Here is a 14,852-nt window from a genome sequence, read left to right as displayed (position 1 = left end):
CCCCCTTCCCCGTACCGCCTCAGAACTTGTTGCGCGGGGTGATCCCAAGCGACAGCCCCGACAGACCGCGCTGGCGCCCGCCCAGCTTGCCCGCGATGGAGCGCAGCGCCGAGCCCGCCGGGGACTCGGGGTCGGTCAGCACGACCGGCTTGCCGTCGTCGCCGCCCTCGCGCAGGCGCACGTCGATCGGGATGCTGCCGAGCACCGGGACCGTCGCGCCGGTGGTGCGGGTCAGGCCCTCGGCGACCGTCTGACCGCCGCCGGTGCCGAACACGTCGACCATCTCGCCGCAGTGCGGGCAGGGCAGACCCGACATGTTCTCGACCACGCCGACGATCTTCTGGTGGGTCTGCACCGCGATGGAGCCCGCGCGCTCGGCCACCTCGGCCGCCGCCTGCTGCGGGGTCGTCACGACCAGGATCTCCGCGTTCGGGACGAGCTGGGCCACCGAGATGGCGATGTCACCAGTGCCCGGCGGCAGGTCGAGCAGCAGCACGTCCAGGTCGCCCCAGTACACGTCCGACAGGAACTGCTGGAGCGCGCGGTGCAGCATCGGACCGCGCCAGACGACCGGCGCGTTGCCCGGGGTGAACATGCCGATCGAGATGACCTTCACGCCGTTCGCCGACGGCGGCATGATCATGTTCTCGACCTGGGTGGGACGGCCGTCCGCGCCCAGCATGCGCGGCACGCTGTGGCCGTAGATGTCGGCGTCCACGACACCGACCTTCAGACCGTCGGCGGCCATCGCGGCCGCCAGGTTCACCGTCACGGAGGACTTGCCGACGCCGCCCTTGCCGGAGGCGACCGCGTACACCCGGGTGAGGCTGCCCGGCTTGGCGAAGGGGATCTCGCGCTCGGCCTGGCCGCCGCGCAGCGCGTTGGCCAGCTCCCGGCGCTGCTCGTCGCTCATCACGTCCAGCGCGACGTCGACGCGGGAGACCCCGTCGACGCGGGAGACCGCCGTGGTCACGCGCTCGGTGATGGTCTCGCGCATCGGGCAGCCGGAGACCGTCAGGTACACCGTGACCGCGACCGCGCCGTCCGCGCCGATCTCCACCGATTTGACCATGCCGAGTTCGGTGATCGGTCGGTTGATCTCGGGGTCGTTCACCGTCGCCAGTGCCTCGCGCACCGCGTCTTCCATAGCCATAAGGTCGATGGTACGGCGCAAGGCGGTGCCGCCGTGTAGCGCCTCAGCGGTCGTCTGCGTCACGCCCGGACGGCCGTTCCGCCCGTTCCGCCGGGAATGCGATGCGGGAGGGGTGACCGTCGCGGCGCCGCTCCTCCTCCAGGTCCCGGATCAGGTCCTGCAGCTCGGAGCGGATCCAGTCGCGGGTGGCGACCTCGCCCAGACCCATGCGCAGCGCGGCGATCTCCCGGGTCAGGTACTCGGTGTCGGCGATCGACCGCTCGTTCTGCTTGCGGTCCTGCTCCAGGTTGACCCGGTCGCGGTCGTCCTGCCGGTTCTGCGCGAGCAGGATCAGCGGCGCCGCGTAGGACGCCTGGAGGGAGAGCATCAGGGTCAGGAAGATGAACGGGTAGGGGTCGAAGCGCACCACCGCCGGTGCCGCGATGTTCCACAGCACCCAGACGATGATGACGACCGTCATCCAGACCAGGAAGCGACCCGTTCCCAGGAACCGGGCGATGCGTTCCGAAAGGCGCCCGAACGCCTCCGCGTCCCACTCCGGCAGCACCCGCCTGCGCGGCGGGCGCGGCTGGTCCAGACGGGGCATACGGGGGCGGGCGGTGGCCGTGGCGCCCGCCGGGGAGCGCTCGCGGCCACCGTCCCGGCTCCCCTCGCGCTCAGCCCCCATGGCTCGCGGCTCCCTGTTCCATCGCGCCGTCCAGATGGAACTCCGTCTCCCGCCAGTCGTCGGGCAGCATGTGGTCGAGCACGTCGTCGACGGTGACCGCGCCGAGCAGCGAGCCGGACTCGTCCACCACGGGCGCGGCGACCATGTCGTACGTGGCGAAGAACCCGGCGATGACGGGCAGCGTGGCGTCCGGGTCGAGGGACTGGAGGTCGTCGTCGATGAGCGAGCTGACCAGGGTGTACGGCGGGTCGCGCAGCAGCCGCTGGAAGTGCACCGTGCCCAGGTACTTGCCGGTCGGCGTCTCGTCGGGCGGGCGGCAGACGTAGACCTGCGCGGCGAGCGCGGGGGAGAGGTCGGGGTTGCGGACCCGGGCGAGCGCGTCCGCGACGGTGGCGTCGGGGCGCAGCACGATCGGCTCGGTCGTCATCAGCCCGCCCGCCGTGTGCTCCTCGTACGACATCAGGCGCCGCATGTCGGCCGCGTCGTCGGGCTGCATCAGGCTCAGCAGGCGCTCCTTGTCCTCCTCGGGCAGCTCGCCGAGCAGGTCGGCGGCGTCGTCGGGGTCCATCGCCTCCAGGACGTCGGCGGCGCGCTCCTCCTTGAGCTTGCCGAGGATCTCGATCTGGTCGTCCTCGGGCAGCTCCTCCAGGACGTCCGCGAGCCGGTCGTCGTCCAGGGCGGCGGCGACCTCGGCGCGCCGCTTGGGGGAGAGGTGGTGCAGCACGTTGGCGAGGTCCGCCGGGCGCAGTTGCTCGAAGGTGGCGAGCAGGCTCTCCGCGCCCTGCCCGTGCTCCTCAAGCGAGAACCCTGTGACGTCCGACCAGGGCACCGTCAGCGACTCCCCCTTGGCCCGCCGGAACGCGCCGCCCTTCTTGCCCTTGCGCACGAAGACGCGGTCGACCTCCCAGTCCCGGCGCGCCGGGAGCTGCTGCACGGACAGGTCGAGGACGGTGACCTCCTCGCCGGTCTCCACCAGTTGGACGCGCCGGTCCAGGAGTTCCCCGAACACCAGCCGCTCGGTGGGCCGTTGCTCGAAGCGGCGCACGTTGACCACCCCGGTGGAGATGACCTGGCCGGAGTCGAGTCCGGTCACCCGGGTCATCGGCAGGAAGATCCGGCGCCGGTTGGACAGCTCGACGACCAGACCGAGGACGCGCGGGGGACGCCGCCCGACGCGCAGCATGACGACGAGGTCCCGGACGCGGCCCACCTGGTCGCCGGTCGGGTCGAACACGGGAGCCCCGGCCAGGTGCGAGACGAAGATCCGGGGAGCACCGGCTGCCATGGCTTCGCTTCCTTTGCCTCGATCTGTCTCGATCGCTCGGGATCGCTCGGTTTTGCCGACTCGCGTGCGCTTCAGGCTAGCCCGTACCGATCGGACACGCCCTGGTGGACGGTCCGGACGGGCTCGCTCCATGGCCGCCCGGAGCCCCCGGTACGCTGCCGTACGCCGTTCGGAACCACAGAGAGGCAGCCCCACCTGTGACTGCGATTCCCCGGATCCCCGCCCGCCGTCGCACCGCGCTCGGCGCGTGCGTCCTGGCCCTCTCGGCCACGGTGCTGGCGGGCTGCGGCGGCGACGACCCGGACGCGGGCACGAACGGTGTCGGCAAGCTGCCCCCGGACAAGATCCAGTCGCGTACGCGGACGGCGGCGGCCGGCGCCGAGGACGTGCACCTGGCGGGAACGGTGGTGACCGGCAAGGACACCTACCGGATCGACATGCGGCTCAAGTCGGGCGGCGCCAGCGGCTCGGTCACCGCCAAGGGCTCGGCGTTCCGGCTGCTGCGCGTCGGCGAGAAGCTGTATCTCAAGGCGGACGCCGACTTCTGGAAGCGGGCGGGGGACGCCTCGGCCGCCTCCAAGCTCCAGGGCAAGTACGTGAAGGTCCCGCAGGCGGACGCGGCGTACAAGAAGTTCATCGGCTTCACCGACAAGGACGTGCTGATGCCGGGTCTGCTGACCCTGCACGGCAAGCTCGCCACCGCCGGGCACCACGAGCAGGGCGGCACCCGCACGATCCGGGTGACCGGTGACGGCGGCCAGGGCGGCACCCTCGACGTCTCCCTGGAGGGCAAGCCCTATCCGCTGCGCCTGGTGCGCGCCGGACGGGCGGGCACGCTCACCTTCTCCGACTGGGGCAAGAGCTTCTCGCTCGCCGAGCCCCCCGCCTCGGAGACCGTGGACTACGGCAGCAGCCTGCCCGCGTCCTGAGCCGAAGCCCCTCGTCTTCCTAACCCTTCTTGCGACGGCGCGTCAGCAGCCTCGGCAGCGCCGCCGGGATCGGCTGCCGGGTCGTCGCCGGGGTGGGCAGCGGCGGGGCGGCCAGGCTGCCGGTGGGCGGCGGTTCCACGGCGCCGGTCGGCACCAGGCGCACCACGCGGCACTCGCGCGCCCAGCGCTCGGTCATCGTCTCGCTGTCGGAGGCGTTGAGCCGCTTGCCCTTCAGCTCGGCCACCGCCGCCTCCCACTCGGGCGACCCGGGCGGCAGCGCGTGCACGGTGGCGGGCCAGCTCACCAGCCGACCGCCCTTGTCCTTGCTCCGCACCGTCACCTCGGCGCCACCGCCGTCGGTGAGACCGGGCAGCGGCTGCTCACCGGGACCGTCACCGATCAGACAGGCGGCGCCCTCGTGCCACACGTGCCACAGCGGGCGCGCGGCGGCGACCCCGGTGCCCCGGACCCAGATCAGACCGGACTTCTTGGTGGCCTCCTCGATGAGGACCTGGTCGAAGAGGTCCTGGCCGGGCAGCTCGCTACTCATGCGCCCAGACTAACGAGGCGCGCCTACAGCCAGCCGTTGCGCTTCAGCGTGCGGTGGATGCCGAGGCAGAGGGCGACCGTGATGCCCATGATCACCGGGTAGCCGTACTTCCAGTGCAGCTCGGGCATGTGCTTGAAGTTCATGCCGTACACCCCGCACACCATGGTGGGGACGGCGATGATCGCCGCCCAGGCGGTGATCTTGCGCATGTCCTCGTTCTGCGCGACGGACGCCTGCGCCAGGTTCGCCTGGAGGATGGAGTTCAGCAGTTCGTCGAAGCCGACCACCTGCTCGTGCACCCGGGCGACGTGGTCCGCGACGTCACGGAAGTACTTCTGGATGTCCGGGTCGATCAGCCGCATCGGACGCTCGCTCAGCAACTGCATCGGCCGCAGCAGCGGGGCGACCGCGCGCTTGAACTCCAGTACCTCGCGCTTGAGCTGGTAGATCCGCGCCGAGTCCACACCGCGCGAGACACCGCCGTTGCGACCGGGGGAGAAGACCTCGGTCTCCACCTCGTCGATGTCGTCCTGCACGGCGTCCGCGACCGCGAGGTAGCCGTCCACCACATGGTCGGCGATGGCGTGCAGCACGGCCGAGGGACCCTTGGCGAGCAGCTCCGGGTCGTCCTGGAGGCGGTGGCGCAGCGCGCGCAGCGAACCCTGGCCGCCGTGCCGGACGGTGATGAAGAAGTCCCGTCCGGTGAAGCACATGACCTCACCCGTCTCGACGACCTCGCTGTTGGCGGTGAGCCGGTCGTGCTCGACGTAGTGGATGGTCTTGAACACGGTGAACAGGGAGTCGTCGTAGCGCTCCAGCTTCGGGCGCTGGTGCGCCTGCACCGCGTCCTCCACGGCGAGCGGGTGGAGCCCGAAGACGTTCGCGATCCCGGCGAACTCGGCCTCGGTCGGCTCGTGCAGACCGATCCACACGAACCCGCCGTCGCGCCGCACCTGACGCATCGCCTCCTGCGGGCCGAGCGGCTTGTCGCTCTCGACGCGGGTGCCGTCGCGGTAGACCGCGCAGTCGACGATGGCCGACGGGGTGGCCGGGTCACGCGTGGTGTCGTACGCGGGCGTCGTCTCGCGCGGGGTCGGGCGGGAGGACGGTCGGACCACGGCTCGCAGGTCGCGGATCATCGACATGGGCAGGCTCCTTCGCGGGCAGGCAGCAAGGGCGCGGCCCGCGACGGCTGGAACTACCCGGAATGGGGACGTCCTGACTCCGTAGGTTTGGCACGTCCACAAAGCGGGGAGCACCGCACCGTCGCGGTGGCGACTTCGCTACTGATGCAGAACTGATGGAGATCAGGCAGATCAGGCAAAGCGAAACGAAGTGCTCTTCCGAACGGCAACGCGAACGTGAAGGTGGCAGCCGGCCAGGAACGGCATCAACGGCGGGAAGAGCGAGTGGTACTGCACGGTCGACTTCGATCCATGACAGCCCCACCTCCTCCGGCCGGTCCCTCGTAAGGGAGTCTCATCGGCGTCGGGACTCGACAGCGTGCTTCTGCACGCGGCCCCGAACCACCGGCTCAGCGTAGCAGCCGCCTGTGGTGTCAAGGCGCGGCTTTGCCTGCCACTGACGAGTTCTATGCTCACCGCATGGTTGATGTTCTTCCTCTGGTCGAGGCCCGGTTGACCACCGCCCTGGGCGAACCGGACGCGCGCGCCTCGGTCACCTTCCTCGGCGCCGACCGCGTGGAGGTGCTCCGCTTCCTGGAGGGAGACCTCGTCCGCTACGCCAGCCTCGGCATGTCCGCGCACCCCATGACCGACCCGACGACGATGGTCGCCGACCCCGTCCGGGGACCGCGCGCGGAGCTGGTCCTCACCGTCCGCACGGGTCGCGCCGGTACCGACCAGGTGCTCAGACCGCTCGCCGTGCTCGCCGCGTCCCCGCAGGTCGAGGGCGTGGTGATCGCCCCCGGCGCCTCCCTGGACACCGGCGAGCCGCTGTGGCCCGGCGCCTCCTTCACCTCGGTCCTGGTCGGCGAGCCGGGCGGTCTGGTGGAGGACCTGGACCTCGACGACCCGCTGGACCCCGTACGGTTCCTGCCGCTGCTCCCGATGACCCCGAACGAGGCGGCCTGGAAACGCGTGCACGGCGCGCAGGCTCTCCAGGAGCGCTGGCTGACCCACGGCACCGATCTGCGCGACCCGCTGCGCGCGGGCGTCCCGCTGGACTGAACGCCGGGGTGAGCAAGCTCACCAAGCTGCCTGGAGCGCGGGGGAGTTGGGGCGCGGAGCGCGGTCGCGTGCGACGCGACCGCCGCCGGACCTGAACGCGCTCGCCCGCGCCGTGTGCATCCACGCTCCGCGGTCGGCGCAGGGTTTCCCACTCCCGCTGTCCGGTTCCGGCTGCGCCGCGCTCCGGCGGCTTCGGCGCCCCTGCGGTGGCGGTCCGCCGTCGGACGGTGCCGGGCTCCCGGGGCGGTTTCCCAGTGTCGGGCTCTCCGCTCCCGTTGTCCGGTTCCGGCTGCGCCGCGCTCCGGTGCCCGCGCGGTGGCGGTCCGCCGTCGGACGGTGTCGGGCTCCCGGGGCGGTTTCCCAGTGCCGGGTTTCCCCGCTCCCGCTGTCCGGTTCCGGCTGCGCCGCGCTCCGGCGCCCCCGGCGCCCCCGCGGTGGCGGTCCGCCGCCGGACGGTGCCGGGCTCCCGGGGCGGTTTCCCAGTGCCGGGTTTCCCCGCTCCCGCTCTCCGGCTCCGGCTGCGCCGCATACCGGCGCCCCCGTGACGGCGGGTCGCCGCCGGACGGGTGATCGTCCTTGACGTGGGCCGGTGCGGGTAGGACCGTGGGGCTCTATGAGGGGCGAACCCAGTTGCCCGAGGTGCGGTGGCCGGGTCAGGGCTCCCGGTCTGTTCGCCGACTCGTGGCAGTGTGCCGCGCACGGGTCGGTGCAGCCGCTCCAGCCCGTGATCCCGCCCAGTGTCGAGGCGCTCACCGCCGTCGTCCAGCGCACGCGTGTCCCGGTGTGGATGCCGTGGCCACTGCCGGTCGGCTGGCTGTTCACCGGCATCGCCCACGCCGGTGACGACCGCAGCGGCGGTCGTGCCAGCGCCGTCGCCTGCTCCGGTCCCGGACCGCTCGGCGGACCCGGCGAGCTGATCCTCGTCGCGGAGGAGATGGGCGTCGGACTCGGCGCGCGGTACGCGGGTCTGGACGGTCCCGATCCCGGCGCGTACCTGAACGTGGAGAAGCCGCCGCAGACCAAGGTCCTCGCGGCCGGACGCCCGACCCCGCTCTGGCACGTCTCCGGCACCCCCACCGACCGCGCCGCCTTCGCGGGCGAGGCGCTCGGGATGTGGCTGTGGGCGGTGATGTGGCCCGAGCAGTCGAGCCTGCTGATGTACGAGGAGCTGGTGCTGACCGACCTCAGGGACGCGGGCGCGGAGATCGACCTGGTGCCGTGCGGGGCGCTGTCGCCCCGGCTGATGCGCCCCTGAGGGAGACCCCGTACGGGGCGGCGCCACATGTGCTGCGGGCCCATGTGGTCCCCGCACGCTGTAGGGGGCGCCGGGCAGGTGCGGGTGTGACAGGGCATCGGGTGCGCGCGGCTATCCTTAGGTGTTCCCTCCGCCCCCGTCCTCGTCTGGAGTCGCCGTGCGCATCGACCTGCACTGCCACTCCACGGCTTCCGACGGCACAGACACCCCCGCCGAGCTGGTGCGCAACGCCGCCCGCGCGGGGCTCGACGTGGTCGCGCTGACCGACCACGACACCACCCGCGGTCACGCCGAGGCGAGCGCCGCGCTGCCCGAGGGGCTCACCCTCGTCCCCGGCGCCGAGCTGTCCTGCCGTACCGACGGCGTCTCGATGCATCTCCTCGCCTACCTCTTCGACCCCGAGGAGCCCGCCCTGCTCGCCGAGCGCGAGCTGGTCCGCGACGACCGGGTGCCGCGCGCCCAGGCGATGATCGGCGAACTGAACACGCTGGGCGTGCCGGTCACCTGGGAGCAGGTCGAGCGGATCGCCGCCGGAGGCTCGGTGGGGCGCCCGCACATCGCCTCCGCGCTGGTCGAGCTGGGTGTCGTCCCCACGGTGAGCGACGCGTTCACGCCCGAGTGGCTGGCCGACGGCGGGCGGGCGTACGTGCCCAAGCACGAGACGGACCCGTTCGAGGCGATCCGGCTGGTCAAGGACGCGGGCGGGGTCACCGTCTTCGCGCACCCGGCCGCCGTGAAGCGCGGACGCACGGTCCCGGAGACCACGATCGCCAAGCTCGCCGAGGCGGGACTGGACGGCATCGAGGTCGACCACATGGACCACGATCCCGCGACCCGGACCCGGCTGCGGGACCTCGCGGGCGACCTGGGGCTGCTGGTCACGGGCTCCTCGGACTACCACGGCAGCCGCAAGACCGTCGCGCTCGGCGCGAACACCACGGACCCCGAGGTCTACGGGGAGATCATCCGCCGCGCCACCGGCGCGTTCCCCGTCCCGGGGACCGGCGGGATCTGACCCCCGGGCGCCCGCGCCCTTCCCTCCCCCTGCTTTCCCCCTCATTTCCCCCGGCAACTCCGCACGTCCACCGCGCGCGCTGCCGTGGCCCGGTCTTCCACGGCCAGGTCACGGACGTGCGCGTGCGGTGGTGGCTCGTCATGCAAGGCACACAAGGCACACCATGTTCGACCTCGCCGTCTTCGGCTCCCTGTTCCTGACCCTCTTCGTGATCATGGACCCCCCGGGGATCACCCCGATCTTCCTCGCCCTGACCGCCGGACGCCCGGCCAAGACGCAGAAGCGGATGGCATTCCAGGCCGTCTGCGTGGCGGGCGGGGTCATCGCGGTCTTCGGCCTGCTTGGCCACCAGATCCTCGACTATCTGCATGTCTCGGTCCCGGCGCTGATGATCGCGGGCGGTCTGCTGCTCCTGCTCATCGCGCTCGACCTGCTCACCGGCAAGACCGACGAGCCCCAGCAGACCAAGGACGTCAACGTCGCACTGGTGCCCCTGGGGATGCCGCTGCTCGCCGGGCCCGGAGCCATCGTGTCCGTGATCCTGGCCGTGCAGAAGGCGGACAGTGTCGCCACACAGGTCTCGGTCTGGGCGGCGATCCTCGCCATCCATGTCGTGCTGTGGCTGGTGATGCGGTATTCGCTGCACATCATCAAGGTCATCAAGGACGGGGGCGTGGTCCTCGTGACGCGGCTCGCGGGCATGATGCTCGCCGCGATCGCCGTGCAGCAGATCATCAACGGTGTCACTCAGGTGATCCGGGGGAGCTGAGACGGAGCCTCGGCTCCCCCGGAAGGCTTGAGTGTCGTGCGTACGCCCTACGAGGCCGTGGTGTCGGCCGGGCGGATCCACAGGCGCTGCCCGATGGCGGCTGCCTGCTGCACGATCCGATTGACGGAGGCGGCGTCCACGACGGTGGTGTCCACGGTCGTGCCGTCCACCTCGTCGAGTCGCATGATTTCGAAGCGCATGGCTTCTCCCTTCGTCTGGTCATCCTCCTGCGGAGAACTACTGGGTGCGACGAGTGATGTCGCGGTGTTGCATACCTAGACAACGGACTGCGTGTTACAAACATTCCCTACGCTAAAGAAATTTTTCGAACGACTAACTACCCGCCGGTAGGGAGCGCGTCCGGAGAAGCCCTTGGGTGGACTGACCGGGACCGGTTGTGTTCGCAGCGTGACGGCCGGGACAATGGACGTGATGAACGACGACCTGGCGGACCTGGGCGCCCGCATCGACCACACCAACGAGCTGCTCCAGCGGATGCTCGCCGAGGTGGCGAAGACCCCCTCCACCCACGCGATCTTCGTGGACGCGGGCTATCTCTACGCCGCCGCGGGCCGGCTCGTGGCCGGTACGGAGGACCGGCGCGCCTTCGACCTCGACGCCGAGGGGCTGATCGACGCGCTCATCGACAAGGCCCGCTCGATCTTCGCCGACAGCCGTCTGCTGCGCGTCTACTGGTACGACGGCGCCCGCCGCCGCATCCACACCGCCGAGCAGCAGACCATCGCGGAGCTGCCCGACGTCAAGGTGCGCCTCGGCAACCTCAACGCGCACAACCAGCAGAAGGGCGTCGACTCCCTCATCCGCACCGACCTGGAGTCCCTCGCCCGGCACCGCGCCATCAGCGACGCGGCGCTGCTCGGCGGCGACGAGGACCTGGTCTCGGCGGTCGAGGCGGCGCAGGGGTACGGCGCCCGCGTCCATCTGTGGGGCATCGAGGCGCCCGAGGGCCGCAACCAGGCCGAGCCGCTGCTGTGGGAGGTCGACAGCCAGCGCACCTTCGACCTGGAGTTCTGCAAGCCGTACGTCTCGCGCCGTACCGCCGCCGCGTACGAGGCGACCGGGAACCGGCCCACCCGGGAGGACGTGCGCTTCGTCGGCGCCCAGATCGCGGCCAAGTGGCTCGCCTCCCGGGGGCGCGACGCCCTCGGCGAACTCCTCCCCGGCCACCCCTATCTGCCCGGTTCCGTCGACCAGGATCTGCTGGTCGAGGCGGAGAACCTGCTCCAGTACTCCCTGCGCGGCCAGGCGGATCTGCGCCGGGCGCTGCGGGACGGCTTCTGGGAGCACCTGCAGACGCAGTACTGACCCGCCGATACGCCGACGGCCCGGCCCCCAGGAAAAGGGACCGGGCCGTCGGCGTATCGCGGTGAGGATCAGACCTCGGTGGCCGTCGTCGCCTTGCGGGTGCGGCGGCGCGGCTTGGCCTCCGGCTCCTCGGTGGCCTGCGCCGGGATCTCCGCGGCCTCGGCCACGGCCTTCCGGGTGCGGCGCGCCTTGGGCGCGGGCGCCTCGTCCCCGTCGACCGCCGCGGCGGTCGCCTTGCGGGTACGACGCGGCTTGACCTCCGCGACGTCACCCGCCTCAGGAGCGATGGCGGCAGCCTTGCGCGTACGGCGCTTCGGAGCCTCCGCGACCACCTCGGCGGTCTCGGCGGGCGCCGTGGCGGCGGTCTTGCGGGTCCGGCGCTTGGGAGCCTCCGCCTCGGGGGCGTCGGTGGCCTCCACGGCGGCTGCCGTCTTGCGGGTCCGGCGCTTGGGCGCCTCGGTCACCGGCGCCTCGACCGGCGTCTCCGCCGTGTCCACGACCGCCTCGGCGGTCTTGCGGGTGCGGCGGCGCGGCTTGGTCTCCGCCTCGGCGCCCTCGACGGTGTCGACGACGGCCTCGGCTGCCTTGCGCGTACGGCGCTTGGGAGCCGCGGTCTCGGTGACCTCGACGGCCTCCGGGGCGGCGGCTGCCTTGCGGGTCCGGCGCTTCGGAGCCTCGGCGACCGGCGCCTCGACCGGCGTCTCCACCGCGTCCACGACCGCCTCGGCGGTCTTGCGGGTGCGGCGGCGCGGCTTGGTCTCCGCGACCGGCTCGGCCACGGGAGCCTCGACGGCGGGCGCCTCGGTCACCGCGACCGGCGCCTCCACGGTCTCCGCCTGCTTGCGCGTACGGCGGCGGCGCGGCTGCTCCGGGGTCTCCACGGCGGTGTCCACGACAGCCGGACCCTCCGCCGTCTGCACGGCGGTCTCGGCGGCGGTCGTCACCGGCTGCTCGCCCCCGCCCGACGCGCCGTTGCGCGTGCGGCGACGGCGGCGCGGCGTACGGGTCGCCGTCGCCTCCTCGGTGGCGGCGGTCTCGACGACCGGAGCGGCGGCGCCGGACTCCAGCGGAGCACCGTTGCGCGTACGGCGGCGGCGGCGCGGGGTGCGCGCCGGACGCTCCTGCTCGGCGGCGGCGGACTCACCGCGGCCACCGCGCTCGTCACGGCCACGGCCACCACGACCACCGCGCTCATCACGGTCGCCCCGACCGCCCCGGCCACGCGGCGCGCGCCCACCGGGCTCGCCCAGGTCCTCCAGGACCTCCGCGTCGAGCCCGGCGCGGGTGCGCTCCGAGCGCGGCAGGGTGCCCTTCGTGCCCTCGGGGATGCCGAGGTCGGAGAACAGGTGCGGGGACGTCGAGTACGTCTCCACCGGGTCGTTGAAGTCGAGCTGCAGCGCCTTGTTGATGAGCTGCCAGCGCGGGATGTCGTCCCAGTCGACGAACGTGATCGCCGTGCCCTTGGCGCCCGCGCGACCGGTGCGGCCGACGCGGTGCAGGTACGTCTTCTCGTCCTCGGGGGACTGGTAGTTGATGACGTGCGTGACGCCCTCGACGTCGATGCCGCGCGCGGCCACGTCGGTGCAGACCAGCACGTCCACCTTGCCGTTGCGGAAGGCGCGCAGCGCCTGCTCGCGGGCACCCTGGCCGAGGTCGCCGTGGACCGCGCCCGAGGCGAAGCCCCGGCGCTGGAGCTGCTCGGCGATGTCGGCGGCGGTGCGCTTGGTACGGCAGAAGATCATCGCCAGACCGCGGCCGTCGGCCTGCAGTATGCGCGCGACCATCTCCGGCTTGTCCATGGAGTGACCGCGGTAGACGAACTGCTTGATGTTCGCGACCGTGACGCCCTCGTCGTCCGGCGCGGTGGCGCGGATGTGCGTGGGGCGGGACATGTAGCGGCGGGCGAGACCGATGACCGCGCCCGGCATGGTGGCCGAGAACAGCATGGTCTGGCGCGTGGCCGGAAGCAGGTTGATGATCTTCTCGACGTCGGGCAGGAAGCCCAGGTCGAGCATCTCGTCGGCCTCGTCGAGGACCAGGCACTTCACGTGCGAGAGGTCCAGCTTCTTCTGGCCCGCGAGGTCCAGCAGCCGACCGGGGGTGCCGACGACCACGTCGACGCCCTTGTTCAGCGCCTCGACCTGCGGCTCGTAGGCACGGCCGCCGTAGATGGCGAGGACGCGCACGTTGCGCACCTTGCCGGCGGTCAGCAGGTCGTTGGTGACCTGGGTGCACAGCTCGCGCGTGGGCACGACGATGAGCGCCTGCGGCGCGCCGGTCAGTGCCTCGGGGGCGGCGCGGCCGGCCTCGACGTCGGCGGGGACGATCACGCGCTCGAGGAGCGGGAGGCCGAAGCCGAGAGTCTTGCCCGTACCGGTCTTGGCCTGGCCGATGACATCCGTGCCCGAGAGGGCGACGGGGAGGGTCATCTCCTGGATGGGAAAGGGGTTGATGATGCCGACGGCCTCAAGGGCTTCGGCGGTCTCGGGGAGAATTCCGAGATCTCGGAACGTCGTAGTCAGGGTTATGCCTCTTCTGTGTGCGCGGCGCGAGGCGAGCGCGGGGGTCAAGTCGACCGTGCCGGGGACGTCGGCCGCCGTACGCGCCCACCACTGGGGCGAGCCGTATGACACGGGGACCTCTGCCGACGCTCTAGCGCTCGTACCGCTGAGGGTTCCCTCCGGTCGTCGTACGTACACGGTCGTACGGCCACGGAGAGCTGTCGGGTCGGAGCCGATCGGGCCACCGACCGGGCATCCTCATGCGTGCGGCCTGGCAGGACACGCCGAACACGTCAGCGCGCTCCAGCAGGCGCATTACCACCATACCCCGGATTGCCGCACTCGCGATGGCCGATTTGGTCACGTAGTCGTCGTCACACCGCTCTGCCGGGGGGTGGAGACGCAGGACAAGCGGGCTATTGTGCGCGTCATGACTAGCTCTGACAAGCCTGAGAACGCGGCCCCGGCTCCCGTCGAACCCGCCGGAACCGCTGGTCCCACCGGTGTCGCGGCCAAGGACTGGGCGTCGGCCGCGGCGGACCCGCAGTACCGCGCGGCGGTCGTGGACCTGCTCGGCGCGCTGGCCTACGGCGAGCTGGCGGCGTTCGAACGTCTCGCGGAGGACGCCAAGCTGGCGCCGACCCTCGCGGACAAGGCGGAGCTGGCGAAGATGGCCTCGGCCGAGTTCCACCACTTCGAGCGGCTGCGGAACCGGCTGACCGAGATCGGCCAGGAGCCGACGGCGGCGATGGAACCCTTCGTCGCCGCCCTGGACGGCTTCCACCGGCAGACCGCGCCCTCGGACTGGCTGGAGGGTCTGGTCAAGGCGTACGTCGGTGACTCGATCGCGAGCGACTTCTACCGCGAGGTCGCCGCCCGCCTCGACTCCGACACCCGTGAACTGGTCCTCGCCGTCCTCGACGACACCGGGCACGCGGGCTTCGCCGTGGAGAAGGTGCGCGCCGCCATCGACGCCGACCCGCGCGTGGGCGGACGGCTCGCGCTGTGGGCGCGGCGGCTGATGGGCGAGGCGCTGTCCCAGTCGCAGCGGGTGGTCGCGGACCGCGACGCGCTCTCGACCATGCTGGTCGGCGGCGTGGCCGACGGCTTCGACCTCGCGGAGGTCGGCCGGATGTTCACCCGGATCACCGAGGCGCACACCAAGCGGATGGCCGCGCTCGGGCTCGCCGCCTGACGCTCTTTCCCTACGGGC

Annotated in this window: 14 protein-coding genes; 7 read left to right on the top strand and 7 right to left on the bottom strand. The window is 72.0% G+C overall.

All coding sequences use genetic code 11. The annotated features are described in order from the left end of the window. Positions 1-19: 19 nt before the first annotated feature. The 3 genes from IF655_RS13935 to IF655_RS13925 are packed head-to-tail and all read right to left on the bottom strand — an operon-like array spanning position 20 to position 3,105. Positions 20-1,153 carry an Mrp/NBP35 family ATP-binding protein gene (locus IF655_RS13935; protein WP_199585039.1) on the bottom strand — a complete coding sequence of 378 codons (1,134 nt, stop codon included), beginning with the start codon at positions 1,151-1,153 and terminating at the stop codon, positions 20-22. A gap of 43 nt (positions 1,154-1,196) precedes the next feature. Continuing rightward, a complete protein-coding gene (locus IF655_RS13930; protein WP_199585038.1) occupies positions 1,197-1,820 on the bottom strand; it encodes a DUF1003 domain-containing protein in 624 nt (207 codons plus the stop codon). After that, on the bottom strand, positions 1,810-3,105 hold the full coding sequence (locus IF655_RS13925; protein ID WP_199585037.1) for a magnesium transporter MgtE N-terminal domain-containing protein: 1,296 nt from the start codon (positions 3,103-3,105) through the stop codon (positions 1,810-1,812). The genes IF655_RS13930 and IF655_RS13925 overlap by 11 nt, the downstream gene beginning before the upstream one ends. A 197-nt stretch (positions 3,106-3,302) precedes the next feature. On the opposite strand from IF655_RS13925, the gene IF655_RS13920 reads away from it, so the two are divergent. Then, entirely contained in the window at positions 3,303-4,034 is a 732-nt protein-coding gene (locus IF655_RS13920) for a hypothetical protein (RefSeq protein ID WP_199585036.1), read from the top strand. Between the two features lie 19 nt (positions 4,035-4,053). On the opposite strand, the gene IF655_RS13915 is transcribed toward IF655_RS13920, so the two are convergent. Together IF655_RS13915 and IF655_RS13910 are read right to left on the bottom strand one after the other, a co-directional pair. Next, on the bottom strand, positions 4,054-4,584 hold the full coding sequence (locus IF655_RS13915; protein WP_199585035.1) for a hypothetical protein: 531 nt from the start codon (positions 4,582-4,584) through the stop codon (positions 4,054-4,056). A 23-nt stretch (positions 4,585-4,607) separates the two neighbouring features. Continuing rightward, positions 4,608-5,729, bottom strand: coding sequence for a magnesium and cobalt transport protein CorA (locus IF655_RS13910; RefSeq protein WP_199585034.1), 1,122 nt, complete (start codon positions 5,727-5,729; stop codon positions 4,608-4,610). Between the two features lie 459 nt (positions 5,730-6,188). On the opposite strand from IF655_RS13910, the gene IF655_RS13905 reads away from it, so the two are divergent. The 4 genes from IF655_RS13905 to IF655_RS13890 all read left to right on the top strand — a co-directional run bounded on the left by IF655_RS13905 (position 6,189) and on the right by IF655_RS13890 (position 9,812). Continuing rightward, complete coding sequence (locus IF655_RS13905) at positions 6,189-6,773, top strand: suppressor of fused domain protein (protein ID WP_199585033.1); 585 nt, start codon at positions 6,189-6,191, stop codon at positions 6,771-6,773. Positions 6,774-7,386: 613 nt separating this feature from the next. Continuing rightward, positions 7,387-8,028 carry a DUF6758 family protein gene (locus IF655_RS13900; RefSeq protein ID WP_199585032.1) on the top strand — a complete coding sequence of 214 codons (642 nt, stop codon included), beginning with the start codon at positions 7,387-7,389 and terminating at the stop codon, positions 8,026-8,028. A gap of 157 nt (positions 8,029-8,185) precedes the next feature. Then, complete coding sequence (locus IF655_RS13895; RefSeq protein WP_199585031.1) at positions 8,186-9,043, top strand: PHP domain-containing protein; 858 nt, start codon at positions 8,186-8,188, stop codon at positions 9,041-9,043. Between the two features lie 163 nt (positions 9,044-9,206). Then, entirely contained in the window at positions 9,207-9,812 is a 606-nt protein-coding gene (locus IF655_RS13890; protein WP_199585030.1) for a MarC family protein, read from the top strand. Between the two features lie 47 nt (positions 9,813-9,859). On the opposite strand, the gene IF655_RS13885 is transcribed toward IF655_RS13890, so the two are convergent. Beyond that, positions 9,860-10,012, bottom strand: coding sequence for a hypothetical protein (locus IF655_RS13885; protein WP_018544351.1), 153 nt, complete (start codon positions 10,010-10,012; stop codon positions 9,860-9,862). Between the two features lie 232 nt (positions 10,013-10,244). Here IF655_RS13885 and IF655_RS13880 point away from each other — a divergent pair, with 232 nt between their 5' ends. Further along, a complete protein-coding gene (locus IF655_RS13880) occupies positions 10,245-11,138 on the top strand; it encodes an NYN domain-containing protein (RefSeq protein WP_199585029.1) in 894 nt (297 codons plus the stop codon). A gap of 68 nt (positions 11,139-11,206) precedes the next feature. On the opposite strand, the gene IF655_RS13875 is transcribed toward IF655_RS13880, so the two are convergent. Beyond that, positions 11,207-13,567: a DEAD/DEAH box helicase gene (locus IF655_RS13875; protein ID WP_242488723.1), complete on the bottom strand. Its 2,361-nt coding sequence runs from the start codon at positions 13,565-13,567 to the stop codon at positions 11,207-11,209. Between the two features lie 502 nt (positions 13,568-14,069). Here IF655_RS13875 and IF655_RS13870 point away from each other — a divergent pair. Further along, positions 14,070-14,834, top strand: coding sequence for a ferritin-like fold-containing protein (locus tag IF655_RS13870; protein ID WP_199585028.1), 765 nt, complete (start codon positions 14,070-14,072; stop codon positions 14,832-14,834). Positions 14,835-14,852: the final 18 nt, after the last annotated feature.

Origin of the sequence: Streptomyces sp. DSM 110735 (assembly GCF_016482685.1) — a bacterium.
In the GTDB taxonomy this organism is placed as follows: Bacteria; Actinomycetota; Actinomycetes; order Streptomycetales; family Streptomycetaceae; genus Streptomyces.
The sequence above is the reverse complement of the archived record's forward strand: the minus strand, read 5'-3'. Positions and strand labels throughout refer to the sequence as shown.

Bases quoted from the DNA above. Each gene is read 5' to 3' on its own strand.
- IF655_RS13935 (WP_199585039.1), bottom strand. From the start codon at position 1,153: ATGGCTATGGAAGACGCGGTGCGCGAGGCACTGGCGACGGTGAACGAC.
- IF655_RS13930 (WP_199585038.1), bottom strand. From the start codon at position 1,820: ATGGGGGCTGAGCGCGAGGGGAGCCGGGACGGTGGCCGCGAGCGCTCC.
- IF655_RS13925 (WP_199585037.1), bottom strand. From the start codon at position 3,105: ATGGCAGCCGGTGCTCCCCGGATCTTCGTCTCGCACCTGGCCGGGGCT.
- IF655_RS13915 (WP_199585035.1), bottom strand. From the start codon at position 4,584: ATGAGTAGCGAGCTGCCCGGCCAGGACCTCTTCGACCAGGTCCTCATC.
- IF655_RS13910 (WP_199585034.1), bottom strand. From the start codon at position 5,729: ATGTCGATGATCCGCGACCTGCGAGCCGTGGTCCGACCGTCCTCCCGC.
- IF655_RS13905 (WP_199585033.1), top strand. From the start codon at position 6,189: ATGGTTGATGTTCTTCCTCTGGTCGAGGCCCGGTTGACCACCGCCCTG.
- IF655_RS13900 (WP_199585032.1), top strand. From the start codon at position 7,387: ATGAGGGGCGAACCCAGTTGCCCGAGGTGCGGTGGCCGGGTCAGGGCT.
- IF655_RS13890 (WP_199585030.1), top strand. From the start codon at position 9,207: ATGTTCGACCTCGCCGTCTTCGGCTCCCTGTTCCTGACCCTCTTCGTG.
- IF655_RS13885 (WP_018544351.1), bottom strand. From the start codon at position 10,012: ATGCGCTTCGAAATCATGCGACTCGACGAGGTGGACGGCACGACCGTG.
- IF655_RS13880 (WP_199585029.1), top strand. From the start codon at position 10,245: ATGAACGACGACCTGGCGGACCTGGGCGCCCGCATCGACCACACCAAC.
- IF655_RS13875 (WP_242488723.1), bottom strand. From the start codon at position 13,567: ATGACCCTCCCCGTCGCCCTCTCGGGCACGGATGTCATCGGCCAGGCC.
- IF655_RS13870 (WP_199585028.1), top strand. From the start codon at position 14,070: ATGACTAGCTCTGACAAGCCTGAGAACGCGGCCCCGGCTCCCGTCGAA.